The sequence below is a fragment of the Paenibacillus sp. J22P51 genome (assembly GCF_059692215.1).
In genome coordinates, this window is the sequence record NZ_JCAUAZ010000004.1 from 81,715 (window position 1) to 107,487 (window position 25,773).

Annotated in this window: 23 protein-coding genes; 17 read left to right on the forward strand and 6 right to left on the reverse strand. The window is 43.7% G+C overall.

The genetic code is table 11. The annotated features are described in order from the left end of the window. Positions 1 to 62 precede the first annotated feature (62 nt). The 4 genes from AC58QC_RS11290 to AC58QC_RS11305 are packed head-to-tail and all read left to right on the forward strand — an operon-like array spanning position 63 to position 6,628. Positions 63 to 2,276, forward strand: coding sequence for a helix-turn-helix domain-containing protein (locus AC58QC_RS11290; protein ID WP_497415239.1), 2,214 nt, complete (start codon positions 63 to 65; stop codon positions 2,274 to 2,276). Between the two features lie 33 nt (positions 2,277 to 2,309). Beyond that, positions 2,310 to 3,416, forward strand: a complete 1,107-nt coding sequence (locus tag AC58QC_RS11295; protein WP_497415240.1) for a glycoside hydrolase family 88/105 protein — start codon at positions 2,310 to 2,312, stop codon at positions 3,414 to 3,416. A 22-nt stretch (positions 3,417 to 3,438) separates the two neighbouring features. Continuing rightward, positions 3,439 to 4,410, forward strand: coding sequence for a bile acid:sodium symporter family protein (locus tag AC58QC_RS11300; RefSeq protein WP_497415241.1), 972 nt, complete (start codon positions 3,439 to 3,441; stop codon positions 4,408 to 4,410). Between the two features lie 55 nt (positions 4,411 to 4,465). Then, on the forward strand, positions 4,466 to 6,628 hold the full coding sequence (locus tag AC58QC_RS11305; protein WP_497415242.1) for a glycosyl hydrolase family 28 protein: 2,163 nt from the start codon (positions 4,466 to 4,468) through the stop codon (positions 6,626 to 6,628). A gap of 121 nt (positions 6,629 to 6,749) precedes the next feature. On the opposite strand, the gene AC58QC_RS11310 is transcribed toward AC58QC_RS11305, so the two are convergent. After that, positions 6,750 to 7,466, reverse strand: coding sequence for a response regulator (locus AC58QC_RS11310; protein ID WP_497415243.1), 717 nt, complete (start codon positions 7,464 to 7,466; stop codon positions 6,750 to 6,752). After that, positions 7,438 to 9,075 carry an ATP-binding protein gene (locus AC58QC_RS11315; RefSeq protein WP_497415244.1) on the reverse strand — a complete coding sequence of 546 codons (1,638 nt, stop codon included), beginning with the start codon at positions 9,073 to 9,075 and terminating at the stop codon, positions 7,438 to 7,440. Before AC58QC_RS11315 ends, AC58QC_RS11310 begins: the two co-directional genes overlap by 29 nt. 237 nt (positions 9,076 to 9,312) lie before the next feature. Here AC58QC_RS11315 and AC58QC_RS11320 point away from each other — a divergent pair, with 237 nt between their 5' ends. The 5 genes from AC58QC_RS11320 (at position 9,313) to AC58QC_RS11340 (ending at position 14,158) form a co-directional block, all read left to right on the forward strand. Beyond that, positions 9,313 to 10,380, forward strand: coding sequence for a tripartite tricarboxylate transporter substrate binding protein (locus tag AC58QC_RS11320; RefSeq protein ID WP_497415245.1), 1,068 nt, complete (start codon positions 9,313 to 9,315; stop codon positions 10,378 to 10,380). Positions 10,381 to 10,444: 64 nt separating this feature from the next. Next, a complete protein-coding gene (locus AC58QC_RS11325; RefSeq protein ID WP_497415246.1) occupies positions 10,445 to 10,906 on the forward strand; it encodes a tripartite tricarboxylate transporter TctB family protein in 462 nt (153 codons plus the stop codon). Position 10,907: 1 nt separating this feature from the next. Beyond that, a complete protein-coding gene (locus AC58QC_RS11330; protein ID WP_497415247.1) occupies positions 10,908 to 12,434 on the forward strand; it encodes a tripartite tricarboxylate transporter permease in 1,527 nt (508 codons plus the stop codon). Positions 12,435 to 12,439: 5 nt separating this feature from the next. Then, positions 12,440 to 13,867 carry an NAD-dependent malic enzyme gene (locus AC58QC_RS11335; protein ID WP_497415547.1) on the forward strand — a complete coding sequence of 476 codons (1,428 nt, stop codon included), beginning with the start codon at positions 12,440 to 12,442 and terminating at the stop codon, positions 13,865 to 13,867. A gap of 48 nt (positions 13,868 to 13,915) precedes the next feature. After that, positions 13,916 to 14,158 (forward strand): HPr family phosphocarrier protein, encoded by a 243-nt coding sequence (locus AC58QC_RS11340; protein WP_497415248.1) that lies wholly within the window; start codon positions 13,916 to 13,918, stop codon positions 14,156 to 14,158. A gap of 73 nt (positions 14,159 to 14,231) precedes the next feature. On the opposite strand, the gene AC58QC_RS11345 is transcribed toward AC58QC_RS11340, so the two are convergent. Then, positions 14,232 to 15,455, reverse strand: a complete 1,224-nt coding sequence (locus tag AC58QC_RS11345) for a COG4705 family protein (protein ID WP_497415249.1) — start codon at positions 15,453 to 15,455, stop codon at positions 14,232 to 14,234. Between the two features lie 405 nt (positions 15,456 to 15,860). Further along, a complete protein-coding gene (locus tag AC58QC_RS11350; RefSeq protein ID WP_497415250.1) occupies positions 15,861 to 16,622 on the reverse strand; it encodes a YheC/YheD family protein in 762 nt (253 codons plus the stop codon). Positions 16,623 to 16,839: 217 nt separating this feature from the next. Between AC58QC_RS11350 and AC58QC_RS11355 the strand changes: the two genes are divergently transcribed. From AC58QC_RS11355 to AC58QC_RS11385, 7 genes are all read left to right on the forward strand, one after another. After that, a complete protein-coding gene (locus tag AC58QC_RS11355; protein WP_497415251.1) occupies positions 16,840 to 17,397 on the forward strand; it encodes a hypothetical protein in 558 nt (185 codons plus the stop codon). Between the two features lie 114 nt (positions 17,398 to 17,511). After that, a complete protein-coding gene (locus tag AC58QC_RS11360; RefSeq protein WP_497415252.1) occupies positions 17,512 to 18,435 on the forward strand; it encodes a hypothetical protein in 924 nt (307 codons plus the stop codon). A gap of 78 nt (positions 18,436 to 18,513) precedes the next feature. Continuing rightward, positions 18,514 to 19,257 (forward strand): ABC transporter ATP-binding protein, encoded by a 744-nt coding sequence (locus AC58QC_RS11365; RefSeq protein ID WP_497415253.1) that lies wholly within the window; start codon positions 18,514 to 18,516, stop codon positions 19,255 to 19,257. Next, the gene (locus tag AC58QC_RS11370; RefSeq protein WP_497415254.1) at positions 19,250 to 19,996 is read left to right on the forward strand and encodes an ABC transporter permease; all 747 of its coding nucleotides are present in this window, start codon (positions 19,250 to 19,252) and stop codon (positions 19,994 to 19,996) included. Before AC58QC_RS11365 ends, AC58QC_RS11370 begins: the two co-directional genes overlap by 8 nt. A gap of 16 nt (positions 19,997 to 20,012) precedes the next feature. Then, complete coding sequence (locus AC58QC_RS11375) at positions 20,013 to 21,491, forward strand: sensor histidine kinase (RefSeq protein WP_497415255.1); 1,479 nt, start codon at positions 20,013 to 20,015, stop codon at positions 21,489 to 21,491. Next, positions 21,488 to 22,174 (forward strand): response regulator transcription factor, encoded by a 687-nt coding sequence (locus AC58QC_RS11380; protein ID WP_497415256.1) that lies wholly within the window; start codon positions 21,488 to 21,490, stop codon positions 22,172 to 22,174. The genes AC58QC_RS11375 and AC58QC_RS11380 overlap by 4 nt, the downstream gene beginning before the upstream one ends. Before the next feature lie 44 nt (positions 22,175 to 22,218). Beyond that, complete coding sequence (locus AC58QC_RS11385) at positions 22,219 to 22,398, forward strand: hypothetical protein (RefSeq protein WP_497415257.1); 180 nt, start codon at positions 22,219 to 22,221, stop codon at positions 22,396 to 22,398. Between the two features lie 62 nt (positions 22,399 to 22,460). Here the strand turns inward: AC58QC_RS11385 and AC58QC_RS11390 are convergent, their stop codons facing one another. Then, positions 22,461 to 22,979, reverse strand: coding sequence for a C40 family peptidase (locus tag AC58QC_RS11390; RefSeq protein ID WP_497415258.1), 519 nt, complete (start codon positions 22,977 to 22,979; stop codon positions 22,461 to 22,463). Between the two features lie 324 nt (positions 22,980 to 23,303). Between AC58QC_RS11390 and AC58QC_RS11395 the strand changes: the two genes are divergently transcribed. Continuing rightward, positions 23,304 to 24,416, forward strand: a complete 1,113-nt coding sequence (locus tag AC58QC_RS11395; RefSeq protein WP_497415259.1) for a YheC/YheD family protein — start codon at positions 23,304 to 23,306, stop codon at positions 24,414 to 24,416. On the opposite strand, the gene AC58QC_RS11400 is transcribed toward AC58QC_RS11395, so the two are convergent. Further along, positions 24,404 to 25,771, reverse strand: a complete 1,368-nt coding sequence (locus AC58QC_RS11400) for a sensor histidine kinase (protein WP_497415260.1) — start codon at positions 25,769 to 25,771, stop codon at positions 24,404 to 24,406. The genes AC58QC_RS11395 and AC58QC_RS11400 overlap by 13 nt on opposite strands. Positions 25,772 to 25,773 lie beyond the last annotated feature (2 nt).

Below are 25,773 nucleotides of genomic sequence, written 5' to 3' on the forward strand. Positions count from 1 at the left end.
ACGGCTGGTTTTGATATAATTAGGGTCATTGATACGAAAGTAAACAGAAGTGAGGAATTAATTTGCCCACCTATTTATATCGCATGATCCTATTCGCTATGTTGCTGGTTGCCATTCCAGTCACGACAATCGGAATGATTTCCTATCACATTTCCTCCCAGGATATAGAGAAAAAGGTTAAAGAAAGCAATGCCCAAATTTTGCTGCAGAATCAGATGAGAATTGAGCAAGTATTGAAAAGTGTAGAAATGGGCGCTGTGCAATATTTAAATTCACCGCTTGTAGAACTCAACCTCTATAATGCTTTGACACAGGATGATTTCCAAACAATCACAAACCTTGCTAAAGGTTTATATAACTTGCACTCTTTATCGGGAGTGGCTGACACTCATCTCATTAACCTGGAAAAGGATTGGATGATCAGCAATCTAGGCTTTACCGGTACGGAGGATTATTCGGATAAAGAGCTTTTGAACGATTACTCAAAGAATGCTAAAAATTTATTCTGGCTAGCTGACGAGAAGGGAATTCGGATGGTGGTAAAACTCCCGATGATCGCTCCCTCGACAGCCCCGAAGGCTTTATTAATCATAGAAATGTCGAAGAAAGAAATGGAAAAAGGGTTAGCGCAAACGAAGCAGTTGGGAGATATCTACGTACTGAATCGCGAACACATCCCGTTCTTAAGTAATGCGAGTGCAGACTACCTTTCAGATTCAGTCCTGGAGCCTTTGAAAACAGTCGCAGATGCAAACGGTTATTATGAAGGAAAAAATACGGCTGTGAATTACAGAGTATCGTCGAATAATTGGATCTATGCTTCCGTCGTTTCCATTGATCAAGTGACGATGGAATCCAAGAAGATTGCACTCGTTACAATAAATGTCTGCTTGATCGTCTTCCTTGTTATTGCAACTGCCGCATTTTATGGGAGCAGACGGATGTATTCTCCGATCCGCCGGTTGTTTCAGACGATGGAGCAGTTCGGTGGTGAAACCACGGAGTCTCGCAAGAAAGATGAATTTGCCTATATCGAGGATAGATTTAATGCTTTATTTCGAACACGGAAGCAGCTTCAACAGCAGCTTCAAGGTCAAACGGGACAGATGAAAGAGTTTTTCCTATTGAAACTGTTCATGGGACAAGTTACTGAGAGCGAATTTGCTTTCAAGTGTGATACTTACGGCTTCGCGGAAAAAGGGAAGCCCATGGGTGTGATTGCGCTGCAGATCGATTCCCTTCAGGATACGAGATACATGGAAAGCGATAAGGAATTGCTGCTATTTGCTATCCATAACATCGTCAGTGAGCTTTTGCCAGCTAATCGTTTGCTTGGTTCATTATTGCTGGATCAGTCACAGGTATCCCTACTTACGGGTGATGTCGAAGATCCTCAGGAACTGCAAAAGAGTTTTCATCTGGCAGCAGAGCAAATTAAATCAAAGGTTCACGAACTCCTTCAGCTGAAAGTCAGCATCGGGATCAGTCGGGTGTTTTCTCGGTATACGGATGCTATGAATGCGCATGCGGAGGCTTTGCAAGCGCTGAAGAGAAGGATCCGACTAGGGAACGATATCATCATTCACTATGAGGATATCGAATCGGTTCAAGAAAACAGCAAGCATCTGGCAGCATCCCTGAATTACTTGGAAGATTATTTAGTAAACGCATTAAAAACGGGTGATGCAACCTCTACCTTTGAACATTTTGATCAATACGTTGTGTCGATTATGGAAAGAGATATCAGATTTAACGATTTTCAATTCGTGATGATTGAACTGATCACGGAGATTCATGGCTTAGTCCAGCAGCAAGGCGGTAAGTTGGAAGGCTTAATCGATACGAAGTCCGTGCTCCATTCTTTCATGAAGCTGAACACGGTACAAGAGATTACGTCTTGGTTTAAGATGGATTTGCTGCCGCCTGCACTTGCCTTCTTCAAAGGACGCGCAGATTCGCAATATATCAACCTCGCGCATCAAATGCTTGAAATGATTCACGAAGGATTCGAGCAGGATATAACCCTTGAATCGTGTGCCGGGCAGCTCAAATATCATCCTGTTTATGTCAGCCGTGTTTTTAAGAAGGAGATAGGTGTTACTTTTATTGATTATTTAACTAACTATCGGGTTAACATGGCGAAGAAATGGCTGAAAGAGACGAATATGAAAATTTCGGAAATTGCGGAACGACTTAACTATGCTAGTTCCACTGGCTTTATCCGGACATTTCGAAAGCTTACAGGGATGACACCTGGTCAATATCGTGACAGCTAAGTTAACCATGTTAACCATTCGGGAGAGAATCGTATGAAGTATCAAATGCTGGATCAACTAAGAGACCAATATTTAGAAAGTGAAGGAAAATGGTTTTCCTTGCGATGGCATTATATTGAGAACTGTATTCTCAAATCGTATATGGACAGCTATAAACAATCAGGTAAAGAAGCGTATTACCAGTTCGTCAAAAGCTTCATTGATCGTCTTTATGATGAGGGTGGCCGTATTCCTGCCATAGATGTGAGCTATTATAGTATTGATCAAATCAGACCAGCGACCATTCTTTTTGACTTGTACAAAAGAGAGAACGATCCCAGATATAAGAATGTGCTTGATTTGATCTATGAGCAATTGAAGACCTATCCAAGAACAAAGTCCGGAAGCTTCTGGCATAAAGAAAATTATCCGAATCAAATTTGGCTGGATGGCCTTTACATGGGGCAACCGTTTTATGTGCGTTATATAAAGGAGTTTGAGGAAAAGAAGGACTATTCCGATACAATAAATCAATTTTCAAACGTCAAAAGGTTTATTTTTAATGAAGAGAATCGCTTATACTACCATGCGTACGACGAGAGCAGAACCATGTTTTGGTGCGACAAAACGACTGGTATGTCTCCGAATGTCTGGGGACGTGCTGTGGGCTGGTTTGTGATGGCCTTGGTGGACGTGCTTGAGCTTCTGGAAGATGAACCTGCTGACAGCGAACCGCTAAAAGTGACATTGCAAGAAACACTAGAAGGTATGCTGCCATACCAGCATAGCGAGGGCATGTGGTATCAGATCGTTGATATGGGAGATAGATCAGGAAATTACTTAGAATCTAGCGGAACTTTGATGCTTGCTTATGCCTTGTTGAAAGGTTCGCGACTTGGCTATCTTGCCAAAGAATACGCCGAGCGCGGGAAGTCTGCATTTGATGGCACTGTCCGGCAATATCTCCGTGAGGAGAATGGAGAAGTGCTGCTTGGTGGGATCTGCAGAAGTGCAGGACTTGGCACTAACCCTGATACGGGCAAGGTTCGTGATGGGACATTTAAGTATTATACGGAGAACGAAATCATCGTGAGTAATAATGGACACGGTGTAGCGCCACTGCTTATGGCCTATAGCGAGGTTAAGCTATCAGAGCTTTAAAGTCTTGTTGGGGGAGAAACCAATGCTGCATAATTTAAACAAGAGCCTGGAGAAATGGCTTCCGCTGATTACTCCTACGAGTGTTATTCTAGGAATTATTTTGACAGTATGGTTAAAGTCCTTTACTTACGTAGTACCATGGATTTTCGGTTTTATGACATTTACAGGCAGCTTAAGTATGAACTTCAAAGATTTAAAAAGAGTGTTAATTCAGCCGTTCCCAATCTTCGTCTCGATGCTTGCTCTGCATGTGCTGATGCCTGCTGTTGCATGGATCATCGGCAATTTATTTTTTCATGATGATGTTTATCTTAGAACTGGGCTAATTCTAATGGTAGTCATTCCTACTGGTGTCGTAAGTTTCATGTGGGTTTCCATTTATAAGGGGAATATTGCGCTAACGTTATCGGTCATTTTGATTGATACACTATTATCGCCATTTCTCGTGCCCTTTACGATGGAGGCATTTCTCGGCGTACAAGTGAAGATGGATGTGTTTGGTATGATGAAAGGCCTTTTCTTTATGATCGTCCTTCCATCCTTATTGGGGATGCTCCTAAATCAACTTTCGCAAGGAAAGGTGAAGGAGAAATGGGGACGCCCCTTATCGCCTTTCTCCAAAATAGGGTTGGCTTTCACCATTGCTATTAACAGTGCTGCGGTGGCACCTTATTTTACTAAAATTGACAGTAAGTTGGCCCTGACAGCTTGTGTGATTGTCGTCATGGCTTCATCTGGATATGTCATTGGTTGGCTGATCGCCAGATGGCTAAAGTGGGACCGAGATATCATGGTTACCATGGTGTTTAATAGCGGGATGAGAAATAATAGCGCTGGCGCAGTGCTGGCCATTTCGTTTTTTCCGCCACCCGTCGCAATGCCTGTTATTATGTGTATGCTTTTTCAACAACTGCTCGCTTCCTTGTTCGGGCAATTATTATGTAAATCCCCCGAATCGGTACAACGAAGGCCTGTATCACAAAAAACGATCTAAGGAGAAGTGCGTCTTCACTTTAATGAATGCGCTTTAAAAATCAGGAGGGTTAGTTATGGAAGTACATCAAAGCAGCGCGAGAGCATCCGCATCCGTTATGACATGGGATATGGCGGAAGAGATTTTGAGCCGTATTCACGATCCCGTATTTTCTGATTATAAAGTGAGTGTGATGGATTTTGGCGCAAAATCCGATGGGATTACATTGGATACGCCAGCCTTTGAAAAGGCGATAAGACATACGCATGAACATGGCGGGGGAACCGTCAACGTACCTAAGGGGACGTATCTGATCGGTTCCATCGAGCTTTTAAGCAATGTGAATCTTCACTTGGAGGATGAAAACACTGTACTGAAGTTCACGACTGAAATTAATGAACTTCATTATCCAGTCGCCTATGGCCATTGGGAAGCTTCCCCTGCCTATAACTATCGCGCACTTATTTATGCCTACCGTGCAAGTCATATTGCACTTACTGGTAAAGGGACATTAGACGGGCAAGCAAGCGCCGATGTGTGGTGGAACTGGAAGCATCAGATTGAGCATACCTGGTCGGAAAGCAAAGTTAGCCTGCAGGAGAAAGCAAGCAACCAGTTAAGGGATATGAACAATGCAGGTGTTCCAGTAGAGAAGCGGGTATTTGGGGATGGCTGTTACCTGCGCCCGAATTTTATTCAACCCATCTATTGCGAAAATGTACTGCTTGAAGGTGTAACGCTGATCAATTCCCCCATGTGGCAAGTGAATCCTGTTCTGTGTACGAATGTGATCGTTCGTGGAATGACACTTCGCTCTCATGGCGCAAACAACGACGGTGTCGACCCAGAAAGCTGCAACTATATCTTAATAGAAAACAATGTGTTTGATTCCGGGGATGACTGCATTTCGCTCAAATCCGGCCGAGACCTGGATGGCAGAACACTAAATACACCCTGCCAAAATATCTTGATCCGAAACAACACGTTTGCCGATGGTCACGGCGGTATCGCATTAGGAAGCGAGATGAGTGGCGGGATCAAGAATGTATTTGCCGATGGTAACCATTTTGACAGCCAGAATCTTACGTATCCGCTCCGTCTGAAAACGAACGCTAGAAGAGGCGGTAAGATTGAGAATGTTTACTTGCGAAACTCTGTTATCGAAACGGTCAATCAGGCGACGATCCATGGTACGATGTTTTATGCGGAAGGAAGGGATGGGGAGCACCTCCCTGCGTTTAAAAATATAGTGATGGAAAATGTAAAAGGCAATGGCGGGCAGTATGGAATTTTTCTCGAAGCATTTGAAGAGGTGCCAATTACCGGGCTTGTCTTGAGAAATATTGAAATTACGAACGTGATAAACCCAATCCGTGCGTTGAACTGGGGTAAAGATGTCGTGTTGGAGAACGTGACCATCAATGAAGAAGCATATCCACGACCGACGGAAGCGAGGATTCTGGGTGTTCCTGCTCCCGGTGCTACCGTGAGCGCATCAGCTCTTCTGATCGGTGGTGATGCAGACAAGCTGACGTATACCTGGTTGATGGCAGATGTAAAAGACGATAACTACAGTCCCGTTTCAGTTGGACCGACGTATATGGTTCCAGAGGATGCGATCGGCAAGTTTGTCAAGGTAAGTGCTGCGGATGGACAGGGAGCGGTGAAAATAAGCATGCCTTACAAAGTGCTGGCAACTGTTTCCGCTGTCTGGCTTCCGGAGAAAAGTCCGATTGCATCAGCTGTCAGCCGGATTGCTTCCAAAGGGTTTATTAATCAGGATGTCGCGATTGATCCAGAAGGACTGATTACGCGAATGGAAATTGCCCGAATGTTGGCGAGAATGTGGAAGTTAACAACGCCTATAAACAAGCTCGTCATCGCAGATATGGATAACTCGGAACCAGACTACAACGTAGTGGCGGCGGTCATTGAAAAAGGCATGATGGCGCTTCATAAGGGCAGCTTCCGCCCAAATGAAACGATCACAAGGGAAGAAATCGCTTCTGTTGCCATGATGAGCTGCGGCGTATCGTTCAAAAATGCTTCCACGATTTACGACTCTACGTTTCAAGACGGAAAGGAAATCGGCGATGTTTATTTGACTAACGTCGAGCGGAGCTGCTATTTTGGGTTCATGACGGGAACAGAGGACCGGATTTTCTCGCCAAAAAGGGATGTGACCTATGCGGAAGTAATCACTATTTTGGACCGGATATCGGATTTTGCTGGGATGTAATCATCGAGGCAGCTTTTCATGAATTCTATTGAAGAAAAGGAAGGCGATATCCTATGAAGATGATCTTACGATTTGACCTGCACATCTTGTGCAGGTTTTTTTTCGGATTCAGGAGAAGGCATCACGATTCCCGTTTGCGATAAACCCTCTCGGGGCGCCCAACGACGCCATAGGTCAGATCGGCGAATACTTCGCCAGAGGAGACCAAATGCTCCAGATAACGACGTCCAGTCGAACGACTTACGCCTATTTCTTTGGCGATTTGATCCGCAGACATGCCGTTTGTAGCGGCAGAGATCGCTTGTACGATTTTGACTAGCGTTAATTTGTCGATGCCCTTAGGGAGATAGGAAATCTCAGGGCGGGAATCCTTCTTCCCCGTTACCGAAATAAGGCGATCGACATCGCTTTGATTAATAGAGCCACTGAGGTTTAGACGATTCAGCTCACGATGAAAATCCAGATAACGCAGGAGCGTTTCCTGCAACCGATTGAAGATAAGCGGTTTCATAATATAATCGAACGCTCCGCTGCGGACAGCCTCCCGTATTGCTTCGACTTCTTTGGCTGCCGTGATCATAATGACGTCGGTATCTCGAAAATGTTGACGAATATAAGAGAGCATGTCCAATCCATTGGAGCCAGGAATATAAATATCCAGCAGAACTAAATTTGGCCGTAAAATGTCTAGCTGTTCCTTGGCTTGAACTTCGTCTGTAGCAATACCGACAACGTGAAAGCCGTCTACTTTTTCAATAAACCTTCGATTAATTTCGGCGATTTTCACATCATCTTCGATGATTAAAACTTCAATGGTCGGTTGTTGGTGTTCCATCATCAGCGGTTGAACTCCTTTCTGTGGATATGGAATGTTTCGGTATAGCAACAGTGAAAAGGGTACCGCATTCCGGATTTTTATGGAAAGTGATATACCCATTAAGCTTATGTACAGCGTGCTGGACTAAGGCTAAACCGATGCCACGATGTTCTCCTGCTTTGGTTGAGAATCCTTTCTCAAATACGGCGTTACCTACTTCGTCAGGAATACCGACGCCGCAGTCCTCGCATTCGATAATCAAATCCTCGCCAAGATCGGTTAAAAATAATTTTACATACGGCGTTTGCTGTACCTCAACTGCCAGAACCGCTTCCATGGCATTGTCAATCAAGTTGCCGATGATGGTGACAAGTAAATTCCGATCGATTTCCGCAGGGATATCTCGAAAAGAGCTTTCGCGGTCGATTTCAAAAGTTAGCTTCAGCTCCTGTGCATGATTGAATTTGCCAATCAACAGCCCGCCGATCATGGGATCTGGGATTTCGGTCATGATGAATTGCACCCAGTTCTGGTGCACATCCGATTCCTTGGAGATGAGATCGACAGCTTCTTGATACGATTCCAGCTGGATGAGTCCAGAGATGACATATAGCTTGTTAGAGAACTCATGCGTCTGTGCACGCAGCGCTTCGGCGAAGCGTTTCACCTGAGATAGCTCCTCGGCCAATCGGTAGAGTTCGGATTTACTTCGAAAGCTTGAAACGGCGCCAGTGACACCGTGTTTCCGGCTAACAATCGGTACGCGATTGACGATGACATCATGATCGCCGATGAGCATTTCATGGTCGAACTCGGCTTCGCCCGTACGTACCACTTCATGCAATCGCGTGTTTGGGATCACATCTTCAATGTGTCTGCCCGTGATTTTAGCACTTAGAGGCAGCTGCATAAGCTGCAAAGCATAGCGATTTGCCATCGTGATGATGCCTTCTCGGTTTACCGCGATAATTCCCTCACGGATTGTTTGCAAAATGGCTTGTTTCTCGGTATACAGCTCACCGATTTCCTTAGGTTCAAGTCCATGTATGGAGCTTCGGACGTTACGTGCGATAAGGACGGAACCGATCAGGCCAACGACAAGGACAATGAGGGAAATTAGCTCGATTCGCGATTGATAAGCGTAGGTAATCGAATTGATATCTTTCGTAAGAAATCCGACGGACACAATGCCGATGACATTGCCTTGATCATCAAAAAGAGGCGCTTTACCGCGAAGTGAAGGGCCGAGTGAGCCAATGGCTTTGGAGATGATCGATTGGCCTGCAAGAACAGGACCGTTGTCCCCGCCGACCATTTCCTGCCCAATTCGTTCAGGAAGCGGGTGTGAGTAGCGAATGCCTTCGCGGTTCCCCACAACGATATACTCGGCATCGATTTGATCTCGTACCTTTTCGACGAGAGGCTGGATGATCTTGGACGGATCTGAAGTTTGAAAAGCCATACGAATATCAGACATATTAGCAACGGTTTCAGCCACCTTTAAGGCACGAGTCCCGATTTGATCCTCTAGTGCTGTGGTCATCATGTAATAAAATATACTGCCCAAACTGATGATGACGATGGAAAGGAACGAACAAATAATGAGGATAAGCTTGGTATGAAGCCTCATTTCCCACGCAGGCCTCCCATTTTTGATTAATTTAGAAGAATGTATGTGTTTGGTATTGTAACATAAAGCGTTCTCATTTTGATGATTATAGGGTCTCCAGATCCGTGAACAATATGAACAAAATGGTCAAAACGCCGTTATTACAACTAATCGCCATAAACTTCCCAATAGGCACAAGTGGGTGTTATTCTGAAAACGCTTTAAAGAAAGCGGATACAAGATAAATCAAAACCAAACATGGAGGGGTTTCATTTGATAAAACAACTTTTTTCAGCGTCTTGGAAAGTAACAGCTATTAGCTTGCTTGCAGTTAGTTTGGCCGCTTGCGGGAACAATTCAGCGAAACCATCATCGTCATCATCGTCATCAGCTCCAGCAGCTGCGAAATCCAATTATCCAGAAAAAGCACTTAGCATTATCGCTCCATCTGGTGCTGGCGGCGGCTGGGATATGACTGCACGTACCATCGCTAAAGTATTAACGGAAACAAAAGCAGTCGATAAGCCCGTTTCAGTTGAAAACAAACCAGGCGGCGGCGGTACTGTATTTATGGCGGAATACGCGACTAAAGATATCAAAGATAACTATAAGCTGTTCGTGAGTTCACCGCCAATTCTCATTAATCACTTGAAAAAAGAAGGAAACACACCTTACGGATACAATGATACGACGCCGCTAGCACAATTGACGAAAGACTACGGTGCTGTCGCCGTAGCAGCCAATTCGAAATATAAAGATCTGAAATCTTTACTCGATGATATGAAAGCAGATCCTACGAAGCTAACGGTTGCGGGCGGTTCGGCGCCTGGTTCCATGGATCACTTGGTATCGATTCTACCTGCATTTAAATATGGTATTGACCCGAAAAAAGTGAAATACGTGTCCTATGACGGTGGCGGTGAAGCCGTAACTGCATTGCTTGGCGGTAATGCTGATGTCTTAGGTACAGATGCTTCTTCCTTAGATCAGTACGTGAAAGCCGGTAAAATCCGCATACTTGCTGTTGCAGCACCTGCCCGTCTAGGTGGCAGTCTGAAAGATGTTCCGACCATGAAGGAACAAGGCGTTGATGCAGAATTCCTGATTTGGCGCGGTTTCTTCGGACCGAAGGACATGTCAGCAGACGCCAAAAAATACTGGGAAGATACGATTAAGAAAATGGTAGATTCGGATGCTTGGAAAAAAGAAATGCAAGCGAACAGCTGGGAGTCGGATTATAAGAAAGCAGATGATTTCAAAACTTTCTTGGGCCAGCAAGAAACACAATTGAAAGACATGCTGACAGCGCTTGGTATGCAGAAATAAAACCTAACGAGACAAGGGAGAAGATGACCTCTTCTCCCTTGCCCTTAGGGTAGGAGGCAGAGAAATGAATACAACGTTTGATCGTTATGCAGGCATCGCATTTTTCGCCATTGGCCTTGCCTTTGTGATTGGTTCTTTAGGTATTTCAACAAGTGCGTACGGTAGTAATGTAGGTGCTAATATTTTTCCTATGATTTTGGGCTCGTTCCTGTCTCTGATGAGTTTGCGTCTTATTTATGAGACGTTCCGTAAGCAGCGTGCTGAGAAGGGCAAAGAAAATTTGGATTACAAACGATTTCTCATTATTTTCATCGCGGCTGTGTTATATGCCTATTTCCTTGAAGATATCGGGTTCGTGATCTCCACGTTCCTGTTCCTAATGATTGGATTTCAAACGATGCAAAAGGGTAGAGTATGGGTTTCCTTGCTGATTGCAGCATGCTTCTCTTATGGCGTGTATTACTTATATGTGAATCTGCTGGATGGTTCGCTTCCCGGATTTCCAACATGGTTAGGGGGGGCATAAGATGAGCACTTTGGATTATGTAATGCACGGTTTAGGCACGGCAATGCAGTGGCATAATGTTATTTTTGTATTTTTGGGCGTATTGATTGGTACGGTGGTTGGTGTTCTTCCTGGAATTGGTCCGATGAGCGGTGTAGCTCTCTTGATTCCGATCACGGCAACCATGACAGCTGGCTTAGGTCCAGAAGAAGCCGCTACGAGCTCCATCATTTTACTGGCAGGGGTGTATTATGGGGCGATGTACGGAGGCTCCACCACGTCGATTCTGTTGAACACGCCAGGCGAGTCGTCTTCTGTCGTCACAACACTGGATGGCTATCAAATGGCCAAACAGGGTAGAGCAGGGGCTGCGCTTGCGATTTCAGCAATCGGTTCCTTCGCTGCGGGCATTATTTCACTGATCGGTCTCATCTTCTTGGCTCGTCCTTTGTCGGCAGTCGCAATCAAGTTCGGACCCGCTGAATATTTCTCCTTGATGGTGCTCGGCTTGCTCGCGATTAGCGGACTTGCTGGGAAATCAATGGTGAAGGCGCTCATGATGACGGCCTTTGGTCTATTGTTAGCGACAATCGGTATCGATAATGTGTCAGGCGTGGAGCGATTCACCTTTGGCATTCCTGAGTTATATCAGGGCTTGGAATTCCTGACTGTGGCTGTGGGTACATTTGCTGTCGGCGAAGTATTCAAAACGATCCTTCAGCGCGAAGGAAACGATGGCGAGATTGCCAAAATCAATCGCATTCTACCGACAAAACAAGATATGAAGGACAGTGCGGCACCTATTGCGCGCGGTTCTGTGCTTGGTTTTTTCATCGGCTTACTTCCTGGCGCGGGCGCTATTCTTGCTTCGTTCTTCGCATATATCGTAGAGAAGAAGATAAGCAAAAATCCGGAGAAATTCGGTAAGGGAGCGATTGAAGGGGTGGCTTCACCGGAGGCTGCGAATAACGCTGCATCGGGTGGCGCGATGATTCCGCTTTTGACATTGGGGATCCCATCTTCTGGAACGACAGCTATTCTGATGGGTGCTTTCATTATGTACAATGTCCAGCCAGGTCCTTTGCTATTCCAAGATCACCCACAGTTAGCATGGGGCGTCATTGCAAGTATGTTCGTCGGTAATCTCATGCTGCTGATTCTTAATATGCCGCTGGTTAAAGTGTTTGCCAAAGTGATTGAAACACCTTCTAAGTATTTAATTCCGTTAATTATCGTCTTTTCCGTTTTCGGAGTGTATGCCGTACAGTATTCGACGTTTGATTTAATGCTCATTATGGGCTGTGGTCTTGTGGGATATTTCTTGTCTAAGAACGATTATCCGCTAGCACCACTCGTGCTTGGTCTTATTTTGGGGCCAATGATGGAAAACAACATGCGTAGAGCACTTACCATATCTAATGGCGATTTCATGATCTTCCTGCAAAAGCCGGTTTCGCTTGTATTTCTCATCATCGGTCTGATCTGGATTACCATTCCGCTGATAATGAAACTTAGAGGTAAAAATGTACTTGTGAATGAGGAAGGGTAATGAATATGAAAAATACGATGGGTGGCAAAAGTATTATTTTACGTCTGGAATTGCTGACTGAGCAAATCCATTTCGGTCAATTAATAACGTTAATTACCGAAAGTGGCGGGGATGTTATCGCGATTGACGTTATTCAAACCGGTGCGAACTGGACGGTACGAGACATTACCGTATCCGCTCCCGAACAGTCCCAGCTGGACAGTATTGTCGCTAGGATGAAGGATCTCGCTGGCGTGCGACTCGTTCATGTGTCTGATCGCACATTCCTGCTTCATCTCGGCGGCAAAATTGAGATGAAGCCCAAATCACCGATCCAGAACAGGGACGATCTGTCCCGTGTATACACGCCGGATGTTGCCAGGGTCTGTATGGCTATCCATGAAAATGAGGATAACGCCTACAAGCTGACGATCAAGCGAAATACGGTCGCTGTTGTTTCCGACGGCAGTGCCGTGCTCGGACTTGGAAACATCGGCCCCTATGCGGCGATGCCTGTCATGGAAGGCAAGGCCATGTTGTTCAAGCAGTTTGCAGATGTCGATGCCTTTCCAATTTGTTTAAGCACGCAAAGTACCGAAGAAATCATCGCGACTATCAAGCATATGGCACCAGGGTTCGGCGGTATTAATCTGGAGGACATCGCCTCCCCACGATGTTTTGAAATTGAAGAGAGGCTGCGCAAGGAGCTGGACATCCCCGTATTCCATGACGACCAACATGGTACGGCAGTGGTCTTATACGCGGGGCTCATCAACGCGCTGAAAGTAGTCGGCAAACAGATCAGTGAGGCCAAAGTTGTTGTCTGCGGGATTGGCGCAGCGGGAATGGCTTGCTCCAATATTTTGCTGGCTGCAGGCGTGAAGGAACTGATCGGGGTTGATCGGGAAGGCGCTTTGGTACGCACGAACGACTATGCAAACCCGCATTGGAAGGAATACGCGGAGCGGACGAATCCTAACCTGCGCTCAGGTACCCTGCATGACGTCATCGAAGGGGCAGATGTGTTCATCGGCCTGTCCGCCGGTGGTTTGCTGAAGCGTGTTGATGTTGAGCGGATGGCGGCTAAGCCTGTGGTATTCGTGATGGCGAATCCAACGCCGGAAATTCATCCCGATGAAATCGAGGACATTGTAGGTGTCGTTGCTACAGGGCGCTCGGATTTCCCGAATCAGATTAACAATGTGCTTTGCTTTCCGGGTATATTCCGTGCAGCCTTGGACTGCCAAGCCACCACGATCAATGAAGAAATGAAGCTGGCCGCTTCCGCCGCGATTGCATCGGTTGTCACGCCGCAGGAATTGAACAAGTTATATATCATTCCAAGTGTGTTTAATCAAGAAGTAGTTAGACGGATTCGTGAAGCCGTCATCCGTGCGGCTATTCAAACAGGGACAGCGCGACGGATACCGCGTGAGTTTCGCCAGGCGGAATAGTCCTACCGAAACGGATGCCAACGATGGAACTAAAGTGGAGGGATTCGTATGGGTGGTTTGGAAACAAAAGCTATTGTAGAAATCAATCAAGCGGCGAATCAGTTTCAATCCAGTATTGTCATTCAGGTGGGCACGAGGTTTATTGATGTGAAAAGCATTCTGGGTCTGAGCGTTACGCTCTTTAATAATCAAGCGTATAAATTGGATATTCATGGACCGGATGAAGAGGAAGCCATTGAGGTCATGAAGAGGATTTTTGACAAGCATGGCCTGAAGTTAGATCGTATATAAGCATAAAAAGAAGAAACGAGAGACAGTAGTCTTTCGTTTCTTTTTATGTTTCATTCAAGTCGGCATCAGTAAATTAGTTAAGTACGGATATCAACGCCTCCAGCGACGCTTTACATGCAATAGCATCTGGATGTACAGCACGTACTTGTCGTAAAACTTTATCTATGGCAGTGTCAACGCTATTCCACTTCGTTTTGTTTATTGGTTTAAGCCGAGCCTCCGCTTTGTCCCAAGCGGTCTCCAGATCACTAACGCGTGTCTTTGCAGCGGAAGGATTTCCTGCCTGAACAAGACTTAATGTATCTTCCGTAATTTTACGGAAACTCGAAATGTCATCTTGTGGGAAAGCTTGCGTGACGGAGCTAGACGAAGACCCTGACGGTAAGGCATCTTGGAGACTACTATGCCGCACAGAATAGCCTGTTCCTGCCGCGAGCACCAGTACAGCTACCACCACGACAACTTGCCACATAACGGTCGATCGTTTGGGCTCAGTTGTTTTCTTTGTTGATGTTGCTGACGTTGTTGATGTCGGTATCAAATCTCGCTTAGTGACAGAAAGGTAAATGACTAATAACAGGATCGCAACAATGAATATAGCGCTTGTTACCGTAGCGCCTAAACCTAACCCACCATTATCTTGTGTTTGTGATAGGAAATCCCCTATGGAAGCACCCAATGGACGCGTCATGATATAAGCAATCCAGAAGGCTAGCACAGCATCAAGCCCGAGTCGCCACGCGACAGTCATGATGGCAATAACCGCACAAACGATAGCGCCTGTTACAACATAACCAAGTCCCAGGCTTTCTGCCATGAGGTCTCCAGCTGCCGTTCCCAGTGCAAATGTGAACAGGATGGTTAACCAATAAAAGGCTTCCCTTCTCTTCGTAAATATGGAGTGGATAGAGAGTGTTTTCTCATTGGCGTACCATAAGACAAAGGTCAATATCAAGACTGAACTGAAAACGATCGTACTCACCTCAAGGGGAATCCCTAAGTTGTCTGTCAAATTATCGGTAACAAGTGTACCGAAGATGCTGATTAAGAATACTGTCAACCAATAGATGCTTGGCATATATTTCTTAGACTTAAACTGAAAGTACATGGCAGCAAGCAATAAGACACCCGTTACAATGGACGTACCCGTTAATCCAAAATTGAGATTTACGTTGAGGAAATCAGCAGCAGTTTCTCCGACTGTGGTACATAAGATTTTTATGATCCAAAAATAAATGGTGACCTCTGGGACTTTACTTAACATACGTTTTATTTCATTCGATTGCATCGTTTTCATTTGTGATCCCCTTTTTTCAAGATTTGTTATACCCATTGACTTGCTTAGTGTACTCGCTTCAAATGAGAGGCTGATGAGAATTCATTAATCTATGAAACTAGCCCTCGCATCTATGAATCAAAAGAATACTATATATTAACTCATTGGAAAGGAGTTGATATATGATGCTTTTGGTCAACCAGTTTTATGGGATTGTTTACAGAAACGCCAATGGAACAACAACCGTTTTTAATGCACGAGTCGTGGCAAGAGGGTTAACTAGAATAAGAATTAAATTCATGAACGCGAGAGGTTTTATCGTTTTTAGATTTCTTTTCATTCGCCAAATTCTTAGATTCGTCTTAATTTAAAGTAAACGAAAGAAACTCCAACTCCATGTTTAAGATGGATTGGAGTTTCTTTCGTTTACTTACGTCGCAGACGTAAGAACCGTCCGTTTGCTCGCGCGTAATGCAGAGCTTTGAAGAACATCTTTTTATCATGTAATTGGTTGAAAATAAAGGGATCCGGTGATGTATTAACTTCTAGTACCCATGGTTTCAATTTTTTATCGATGCCAATGTCGATACCAATCTCTTTGAATCCCGGATAACTCGTCTGATAATGCTTAGCAATTCGATACCCTAATTTTCGCAGGTTATGGATATAATCCTTTTTCTTCTGTCCATTTACATAGGAACTAAGCAGCAATTCTAAGGGTAATGGCTTCCCGCTATTATGAAAGTTCGTCACTATTTTTTTTGGATGCGCGACACGACCGATATAACCAGTAGTTTCCCAAGTTTTCATCTGGTTTTTTTGCACCATAATACGTATATCGAATATTCGCTTGTGATGGGTTAGAAGATGAATGCCTTGTTGAACTAGATAAGATCGTTTTAACTTGGCTTTGTTCAGAGCAGCGAATAAGCTTTGAAACGTTCCAAATGAATTAGCAACTTTACCGGCTTGAAAGTGGTATTTATCACTTTTCACCACTCGGATAATGCCATTACCGGCAGTACCATGGTCGGGCTTCACATAAACCATCTTATATTTGATTAACATCTGGAGTAGGTTGTTCCGACTGTAGATCCTTGTTTCCGGAACAAATTTGCGAAGTTCTTTATTGCGTAAAAGAACTTTCGTTTTTACCCATTTACTTCCTACTGTTCTAGTACGACTCATTGTCAACACAGCACCTTTACTTGGGAATTGGCTTGGATCATACCCGTTATCATATTCAAATAAGGTTGAGTGACTTGGAGTGGCGTCTAGTAGCAAAATTATTTTTTTGTAATAATTCAACGTGATGACCTATGTGTTAGTTGTCTATGCTTCTCATTCTTTTCTCATCTTTATCACGTAATGTTTATAACAGATTATGAGGATGCGTTTGTTCCTCATGGCACTGAAATATTTGAAAGAGGGGACGGAACAGATATTGAGGACATTATGGACAAAAGATAAAAAGTGGGTGTTATTAAGTTGCGCAATTACACTTGTCTTTGTTATTTACGGCTTATGGAACATGTTTCATTTATCATCTACACAATGGCACGATCGCGCATTCAAGGGTCTATATAAAAATTATGGATCTCAAGCAAGAATCATTTTGTTTGTTGTATTGGCTTATTATATTTTGAAAACATTGCTCCAAAAACGATGGATGAAGCATGGCTCACGCTTAAAAGAAGGTGCGATTTTCCTGTCTGGAATCACTAGGAAATGGCATTCTCCGCTCGCTATTCTTGCAATCGGACTTATCGTACTGCATATCATTGGAGCTTTTCTTTATGAGTTCAAGTTAGACTTTGCCCATATGAGCGGTCTTGTGGCTGGTGTTGCTTTATTACCAGTACCTATCGCGGGGGTGTTTCGTTACCGAAGACTTGATCGGAGATGGCATATGCGGTTCGGACTTATCTTTGCTATTCTATTTTTGATTCATGCATTTCTTTGAATCGTTAGCAACGCCCAGAGTTAAGAAAGATTTAAGAATTGGTTCATAAGCACTTCATTTCTCTTGTCTATCCTTTAGGTGTAAGCCCATCATACCAACTATTAGGAGGATAACATGAAAAAGAAGTGGATTTTGTTAGGTAGCGCTGTTGGCATTAGCTCTATTGTCATGGTAACAACGGGATTTAGTGCATTAGCAAGTACATCGGGTTATGACGCATATAAGTCAGCACTTAAGAATACGAAAACGATTCAAAACGTAGCGGTTCAAGCGGCAGCTTCCTTGCAAGACAATGGCAAAGTGCTTGCAAATGCAAGCGGCAATTTCAAGCTTAGCTTGGATTCGGAAACGGCAAGCGGTACTGCGAAAGTGACAGCCAATGGAACAGACCAGTCGCTCAGCTTCTATAAGCAAAGTAATCAAACCGTACTTAAGTCTGATGCAAGTGATGTGTACTTCGTAAACCAAGAAATGGAGAAGCGACACAAAGAGGAGAAATCTGTGAACGAATCGGAGATTCCTCAACAAGTTGAGACGGTGATTGATGCACTCGTTGGGAATTTGAAGGACTTTGTAGCTGTTGACACGAAAGCTGATGGATCCAAGGATATCTCGGTTCAATTGACGAATGCTCAAATCCCTACGGTTGTTAATGCGCTGGCACCAATCGCTCTGAAAGAAGCAACCAAGGATGAACACGATAGCGAAAAAGAAGCGAATGGCACGGACGCGAACGAATTCCCTTTCAATGAAGATTTCTTGAAAAATGCTGCGCCCCAGTTGACTCAAGATATTAAACTTGAAAGTGTATCCATTAAAGCAACCGTTAATGCTGCGAATTATATCTCCCATCAAGAAGCGGATCTAACGGTTTCTGGTAAAGATGATAGCGGTGTTGCACATCAAGTTACACTTCATTTGCAAGCAGATCTATCCAATTATAACAACACAACACCGGATACGATTGATCTGACTGGCAAAACCGTTCAAACGGTGAAACATGATAGACATGGAAAAGAACATGACGCTAATGATTAATCGGAAATAGTCATATCATCAAGCAGATAGGTTAGTATGCTAACCTATCTGCCTATCTCCATAGGAAGGGGAAACTTAATGAACACGATTTTAGAGACATCTCATTTGAGTAAGGTATACCGGAACGATCGGGGAATTCGAGATATGAATCTTCAGTTACATGAAGGGGATGTTTATGGTTTACTCGGGCCCAATGGCGCTGGTAAAACCACGTTTCTTAAGCTAATCACGGGACTCATTCGCCCAGATCAGGGCACGATTACTCTGTTTAATAGCAACCTTGCAGACAATTTCGCACAAGGCATGCAGCAGGTTGGCAGTATGATTGAATCTGCTGATTTCCATGAATTCCTTAGTGCCTGGCAGTATTTAGAGCTTGTTGCGCGCTTCTACCCCAAAGTCACACGCGCTCGCATGGAAGAAGTTTTGGAACGAGTTGGCTTGTTCAAGGTTCGCAAAGAGAAAATTAAGGGCTTCTCAACGGGCATGAAGCAGAAGTTAGCACTTGCTGCAGCGATTCTCCCAGAGCCGAAGCTGGTCATCCTAGATGAACCAACCAATGGCTTGGATATTGAAGGCACGGTGATGTTCCGAAAGTTAATTAAACAACTTTCCTCAGAGAAGGGTACGTCATTTATCATTTCGAGCCATATGATTCATGAGTTGGAACAGTTGTGCAACCGCGTAGGGATTGTCGTTGAAGGACAATTGAAAAAAGAAGGATACGTATCCGAACTATTGCAAAGCAATCAATCGTTAGAGCAATTCTACATTGATGAGCTGGAGCTATCGGAGGAAAAGGAGGGGCTTGATTGTGCATAGTTGGCGCGCTGGTTACTTAAACGAACTTTACTTAATGTTTTATCGAAAGAAAATTGTGCTGTTTGTCGTACTTTCAGCTTTACTGCCTATCTTGCTTGCCCTTTCGCTCCATGCCCTACAGCCTATTCTAGGGCTTATTGCCGTGAGCCAGACCTTTCCGATACAAATGCTGACCATTTATACAAGCTTGTGGATTCCACTGTTTATTTTCACCATGGTAGGCGATTTATTCCCGAATGAAATAGCGGCCAAAACATTAAAGCTTGCCTTACTTCGACCGAATTCACGCTATCAAGTCTATGGCACGAAAATCGCTGCGTTAGGATCAGGTATAGCTGGCATTCTGATTATTCTTGGCATCGTAACCTTCATTTGCAACCTTTTTACAGGAACATCAGCTAGTTTCACGGATACCTTCCACATCATCATTGCTTATCTAGCAGCGTTTGTCTCGATGTTTGCCTTGTCGGCCGTGTTTATCTTTGTTGCCCAGTTCTTTAAAAGCGCAAGCAGCTTTATGGTCTTCTCCATCGTCTTGTACGCGGCAGCGAAAATAGCACCATTCCTATTAAGCTCTGTATCTGCTTTCTCACCATTTTCCTATACGGATTGGCACGTGTTATGGCTCAGTCAGACTGTTCCAACAGGTCGATTAGTGACGTCATTGCTGTTCTTACTGTCGAGTTGGTTATTATTTTTGGCAATTGGTTACTATAAATTCGATAAAAAAGAAGTCTAATGCGGGGAATCCAAACATGTCCATTCGGCTGAGATTATTGCTATCCTATGCGGCCATGCTGCTCGTTCCACTCGTTATGATGATCATTACGGCTGCCTTGCTTGTTCTCGTTTTTCGCGGTGATTTCCAGGGCATACGTGATCAATTACGGACAGGTGTTGGGCTATTTGAAAATCAGAACGTGGAACATACATTTAAAGAATTGAAGCGAACTTCTGAGAAAAACCCGAATATCCTGACAGATTTGAGCTATCTAGATGAGCTTGATCAAGATCTTCAAACCAATCATGCAAACTTGATCGTTCGCAAGGGCAATACGCTTATATTTGTATCCCCGTCTATAAATAACTCGGATATTCTCTTACAATTGCCCGAATTTAAGCACCCTGGTCGTCCGGAGCATGAAGATGCTAAGCGTTATGGCAAGGACTTATTGGAAGTGAATTCATTTGATTTTCTGGATAATGGGCAGCAGCCCAGCAGTATGTTCATTGTCACGACGGTTAGTCCTCTAGTTAACTTTACCCAAAAGTTTTTTCCTATTCTTTTTCTAACATTGTTTATTATTCTGATTCTCACCCATACGCTTCTAACGATTTATGTCTCCAGAAGTATCGTTAATCCCCTTCGCAAACTAAAGAATGCCATGAAACGGATTCAGGCTGGGGACCTTGATTTTCAAGTCCACATCAAGAATAAAGATGAAATTGGGCAATTAAGCATTGCTTTTGAACAAATGCGGAAACAATTGAAAGAATCTATCCAAACCCAGATTCAATATGAAGAAAATCGCAAAGAGCTTATCTCTAACATCTCGCATGACATTCGTACGCCGCTTACTGCCATTAGGGGTTATGTGGATGGATTAGGAGATGGGATTGCGGATACACCAGATAAGAAGCAGAAATACATTGAAATCATTTCTGCCAAAGCGGAAGAGATGGATCACTTAATTGATGAATTATTTTTATATTCTAAATTGGATTTGAAGCGTGTGCCTTTTAACTTTGAAATCGTAGATTTCGCCTCTTTTTTATTAGACTGGTCAGATGAATTAGATTTTGAGCTTGGTAAAAAAGGCGTTCACTATATGTCGGAAATTACCCTACAGGAACAAGTTCTGGTCTCGCTAGACCGGGATAAAATTAAACGCGTATTCGCAAATATTTTGGATAATTCACTGAAATATTTGAACAAAACGGAGAAATTCATTACTTTGCATGCGGAATTAGCAGGGGATCACGTCAGGATCGAAATAACGGATAACGGCATCGGCGTTGATGCAGAAGCATTGCCTCATATCTTTGATCGGTTTTATCGAGCAGACCCCTCTCGTAACAGTCAACAAGGTGGAAGCGGGCTTGGGCTCGCGATTTCGAAGCAAATGATTGAAGGGCATGGGGGAACGATTGAGGCGCGCAGTGTGAAGGATGAAGGAACTTGTATTACTATAAAATTGCCGCTTAGAAGGCTCAAAGATGGTGGATCAGATTGAAACAAATTCTAATTGTTGAAGATGAGGAACTTATTGCACAGCTCGAGAAAGATTATTTAGAAGTCAGCGGCTATAAGGTCGATATCGCGATGGATGGGGAGAAAGGCTTGCAGCTGGGGCTAGGCGGGGAATATGACCTGATCATACTTGACGTGATGCTGCCATTGATCAACGGGTTCGAGGTATGCAAGCAACTCCGTGAAAAGCATCAAATCCCGATCTTGATGGTCACCGCCAAGAAAGAGGATATCGATATGATCCGTGGCCTTGGACTTGGTGCGGATGACTATATTACAAAGCCGTTTAAGCCCGTAGAGCTGGTCGCCAGAGTTAAAGCCCACTTATCAAGATATGATCGCTTAATAGGGACCAAGGAATATAAGGATGAGATCCGCATTCATGGACTGCTCATTGATAATGGATCACGCCGCGTATTTGTTCACGAGCAAGAAATCAATCTAACTACCAAGGAATTCGACTTGCTGCATTTCCTTGCGATGAATCCGGATCGTGTGTTTAGTAAAGATCACCTTTTTGAACGTATCTGGGGCATGGATGCCGTGGGAGATTCCCAAACCGTGACGGTGCATATTCGTAAAATAAGAGAAAAGATTGAAATCGAGCCGTCCAACTCGCAATATATTGAAACCGTATGGGGAGCAGGTTATCGTTTTCGCGTTTAGTGTAGGAAGCCATTATAAAAATGAACGGGAAAGGATGTGTTGGGATGAGAGATCCATTGGATGAACTGGATGTTTTTCTGCATACGATACACGATCTTGAAGAAAGAGTAGCAGCACTTATTCATGGTTCGAATTTAACTGAAATGGAAAAGGCCTTCATCTTAGAGCATATTCTTATCATTCCCGGAAAGTGTAGAGATCATGAAGCGAAGAATCTATTATGATGCATGACAAAAAGACCTCCCTCACTTATGAAGTGAAGGAGGTCTTGCTATCAAGGCTAACTTTATTTAATTACACGGCGGGCCGTCTTGTAATGCGTGCTCCACCAACCGGAGTTCATATCCGTGATGGTTACACCAGGGCTGCCGTACGTATGCATAACCTTGCCATTCCCGATATAAATACCAACATGATGAATAGGTGAATAGAAGAAGACTAGATCTCCTGGCTTTAGTTGATTCCTAGGTACGTAACTACCTACTTGTGACTGCTCTTTAGAAGAACGTGGCAACGTAATCCCATACTGGCCATAGACATATTGCGTAAAGGAAGAACAGTCAAATGTGCGTGTAGTTCCTTTCTGAGAGCCGAACTTATAATGAACACCAAGATATCTTTTACCCAAGCTAATGATGCTGTCGGCTTTGGTAGATGCAGAGGTTGATGCCGCGGACAGCGTATTCGTTGTAGCAGCGTGAGCCGCTTGTGGAGCGGTCATGACAGTCATAGAAGCAAATAAGGAAACACTAAGTGTAATTCCTAATAGCGACTTTTTCAGGCGATTCGTTTTCATAGTATTCATGATTGGATATCCTCCTTAAGGATCGTGTATTAGGCTTTCACTTGGCCTGAGATAACCTTAACACACCTGAAACCTCCTAAGGATTACTAACTAGCTCTTAAATACAGGGCTCACACGGCCTGAGAATGGTTTATTAGAAAACGATGAGAGTTTCATGAGCATAAAATCATTGACTCAACAAAGAAACGCCAAAGGACGATCGGGTAACTCCGGTGAATCCTGTTTATGATAACATTCTAATCTATCTATGTAGGTAGTTACCGTGATGGCTCAGATATTTGGCAATATACTGTACCAAGTGAATATCTGAATGGTGGTGTACCTATGCTTAATACCGTCGGTGTCTTATTGGATCGACAAACATTTAAAGGAATCCCCAGCAGAAGAACAGGCAACGAGCGGCTTTCTCTCTATAATAGAGCGGCGAAGCAGCTTGGTCTGAAGCTCTTTTATATGTCATTAGATCAAATAGGGAAAAGATCAGCTGTTGGTTTTACTTACAGTAAAAAGAAGTACAGATTAGAACGGCGGCCGATTCCTAAAGTAACCCATAACCGCGTCATTACTTTTGCTTCCAAACAGAATGAACAACTCCATCGTTTATCGCAAACAAGTTTCTTATTCAATCGACAAAATCGATATGATAAGTATGTGATCTATAAATTAATGATTCAGAATCCAAGGCTACGAGCCTATCTGCCATTTTCAATGAAATATTCTCACGAGCAATTACAACATGCCATGCAGAATTATGCCTCCTTATATATCAAGCCAACGAATAATAGTGTAGGCGAAGGCATCATGAAACTGAAGAAGCATAAGAGCGGGAATTGGTTGTTTTATTGGAAAAAGGGCAGACCCCGATTGGTATCGAGTAAAAAAGCGGTTGCCTATATCACGAGATATGTGGGTAAGCAAAAATACATGATTCAAGAAGCCATTCCGGTAGCAACATACAACGGCAGACCTTATGATTTGCGTGTAACCGTACAACGCGGGAGCACAGGTAGTTGGCAAATTATTGGCATGATCGGTAGGGTTGCTGCAGTCGGGCGTCATGTAACGAATGTAGCCAAAGGCGGCAGGGTCAAAAAGGTAGATGAGCTATTTCAGGCGAGTGGATTTGAGCATGTTGACATGAAAGCAGCTATCCGCGATGCTTCATTGGAAATAATGACTCACTTGAGTGGGAAATTGCCTCAATTGGCGGACGTCGGGTTGGATATCGGCGTCGATCGTCAAGGCGCCATTAAATTAATAGAGATCAATGGACGAGATCAGCGCTATTCATTCAAAAAGGCAAAGATGAACGAAACGATTTATAGGACGTATGAAACACCGATGAAATATGCAAAGTATGTATTGAATCAACCCAATCATCTTGAAGTAAAGAAGATTAGGTCAAAAAAGGAAACCCTTCAACTTCATAAGTTGTAGGGTTTCCTTATTGGTAGGGAAATCATGACTTCAGTTCCCCCATCCGGATCGCTATTCATTTGGATGGTTCCATGGTGGAGATCGATGATCGACTTCGCTATGGCTAAACCTAGTCCAGAACCGCCTGTTTGCCGGCTTCTAGAACGGTCAACACGATAGAATCGCTCGAAGATGAAAGGCAATTCTTCGGATGGAATCCCGATACCATCATCAACAACTCTGATGGATAGATATGAGGTCAGTTTTTCAAGGTGAATGTCAATCCGCTGGTTCGCATATTTCAATGCATTATCCAAGGTAATTAACAACACTTGTTTGATTTGTATTCGATCGGCTTCTATTGGTAGATTTTTACCCGTAGGAAATAGGGAGATCTCTTTGGTTGAGAGTGGCTGTAGTAGCTGAATCGTCTCTTCACAAAGAGATACGAGATCAAAGTCGCTAATCGTGAGCTTCGTGTCATGTTCTAATGCAGCCAATTCGAGCAATTGATACGTAACTTGCCTCATTCGAGAACTCTCTTGATGAATGGCATCCAGAGCTTCCCTATGAAGGTCACAATTCTCGAAGCCCCATCTCCGAATGAGTGATGTATATCCTTCAATAATCGTAAGTGAGGTCTTGAATTCATGCGAAGCATCAGAAGTAAACTGTCGCTGTTTCTGCATACTAGTCTCGATGCGTTCCATCATATGATTAAATGTCTCAGATAACTGATAAAGCTCATCCTTTGATTTTCGATTTAGGGGCAGTTTTCTAATCTCAAGACTTGTTTCAATTTCTTTCATAATTTTAATCATCCGTGAAAGGGGTAAGAATAGTAGTCTAGACAATAAAAAACTACCCGAGATCGAAATAAGTATAGCCCCAATAGCAACGTAACAGATGATGATGATTAAGCGATATAAGCTTTGTTCTAACTCAATAGGCTCTGCTATGATCTCCAAGGTTCCAATAATTTCTGTACCATTTCGAATAGGTGTTCGAACAATCATTACCTTTTCCTCATGAGAGGTATCTAAATAAGATTCCTGTGTATCGGAGTATTGCGGAGAGATAGCTAATAATTCAAAGTGGTTTGAAGCTTGGTTTCTTACTGTTGATGTCTTGTCAATGGCGCGAATCATCGTATGAGTCGAAAGATAATTGCTTAAAACAATGCTTGTAAGATCCTCATGAAGCAAATCTAAGGGAGGTACGTGTTTGATTATTTCATCTGCCGTATGTTGCAGGATTTCCATCTCTTCATCTTTCTCGAATTGAGCATAAAAATAGTAAATAATAAAGATGAGCGGCAACAAAATACAGATCAACCAAACGAAGGACAACAAAGTGGCTTTCGTTTTAATTTTCATGC

Bases quoted from the DNA above. Each gene is read 5' to 3' on its own strand.
- AC58QC_RS11395 (WP_497415259.1), top strand. From the start codon at position 23,304: ATGCTTAATACCGTCGGTGTCTTATTGGATCGACAAACATTTAAAGGA.
- AC58QC_RS11325 (WP_497415246.1), top strand. From the start codon at position 10,445: ATGAATACAACGTTTGATCGTTATGCAGGCATCGCATTTTTCGCCATT.
- AC58QC_RS11310 (WP_497415243.1), bottom strand. From the start codon at position 7,466: ATGATGGAACACCAACAACCGACCATTGAAGTTTTAATCATCGAAGAT.
- AC58QC_RS11385 (WP_497415257.1), top strand. From the start codon at position 22,219: ATGAGAGATCCATTGGATGAACTGGATGTTTTTCTGCATACGATACAC.
- AC58QC_RS11375 (WP_497415255.1), top strand. From the start codon at position 20,013: ATGTCCATTCGGCTGAGATTATTGCTATCCTATGCGGCCATGCTGCTC.
- AC58QC_RS11350 (WP_497415250.1), bottom strand. From the start codon at position 16,622: ATGAGTCGTACTAGAACAGTAGGAAGTAAATGGGTAAAAACGAAAGTT.
- AC58QC_RS11340 (WP_497415248.1), top strand. From the start codon at position 13,916: ATGGGTGGTTTGGAAACAAAAGCTATTGTAGAAATCAATCAAGCGGCG.
- AC58QC_RS11320 (WP_497415245.1), top strand. From the start codon at position 9,313: ATGGAGGGGTTTCATTTGATAAAACAACTTTTTTCAGCGTCTTGGAAA.
- AC58QC_RS11305 (WP_497415242.1), top strand. From the start codon at position 4,466: ATGGAAGTACATCAAAGCAGCGCGAGAGCATCCGCATCCGTTATGACA.
- AC58QC_RS11315 (WP_497415244.1), bottom strand. From the start codon at position 9,075: ATGAGGCTTCATACCAAGCTTATCCTCATTATTTGTTCGTTCCTTTCC.
- AC58QC_RS11390 (WP_497415258.1), bottom strand. From the start codon at position 22,979: ATGAATACTATGAAAACGAATCGCCTGAAAAAGTCGCTATTAGGAATT.
- AC58QC_RS11345 (WP_497415249.1), bottom strand. From the start codon at position 15,455: ATGAAAACGATGCAATCGAATGAAATAAAACGTATGTTAAGTAAAGTC.
- AC58QC_RS11365 (WP_497415253.1), top strand. From the start codon at position 18,514: ATGAACACGATTTTAGAGACATCTCATTTGAGTAAGGTATACCGGAAC.
- AC58QC_RS11400 (WP_497415260.1), bottom strand. From the start codon at position 25,771: ATGAAAATTAAAACGAAAGCCACTTTGTTGTCCTTCGTTTGGTTGATC.
- AC58QC_RS11335 (WP_497415547.1), top strand. From the start codon at position 12,440: ATGAAAAATACGATGGGTGGCAAAAGTATTATTTTACGTCTGGAATTG.
- AC58QC_RS11355 (WP_497415251.1), top strand. From the start codon at position 16,840: ATGGCACTGAAATATTTGAAAGAGGGGACGGAACAGATATTGAGGACA.
- AC58QC_RS11295 (WP_497415240.1), top strand. From the start codon at position 2,310: ATGAAGTATCAAATGCTGGATCAACTAAGAGACCAATATTTAGAAAGT.
- AC58QC_RS11300 (WP_497415241.1), top strand. From the start codon at position 3,439: ATGCTGCATAATTTAAACAAGAGCCTGGAGAAATGGCTTCCGCTGATT.
- AC58QC_RS11330 (WP_497415247.1), top strand. From the start codon at position 10,908: ATGAGCACTTTGGATTATGTAATGCACGGTTTAGGCACGGCAATGCAG.
- AC58QC_RS11360 (WP_497415252.1), top strand. From the start codon at position 17,512: ATGAAAAAGAAGTGGATTTTGTTAGGTAGCGCTGTTGGCATTAGCTCT.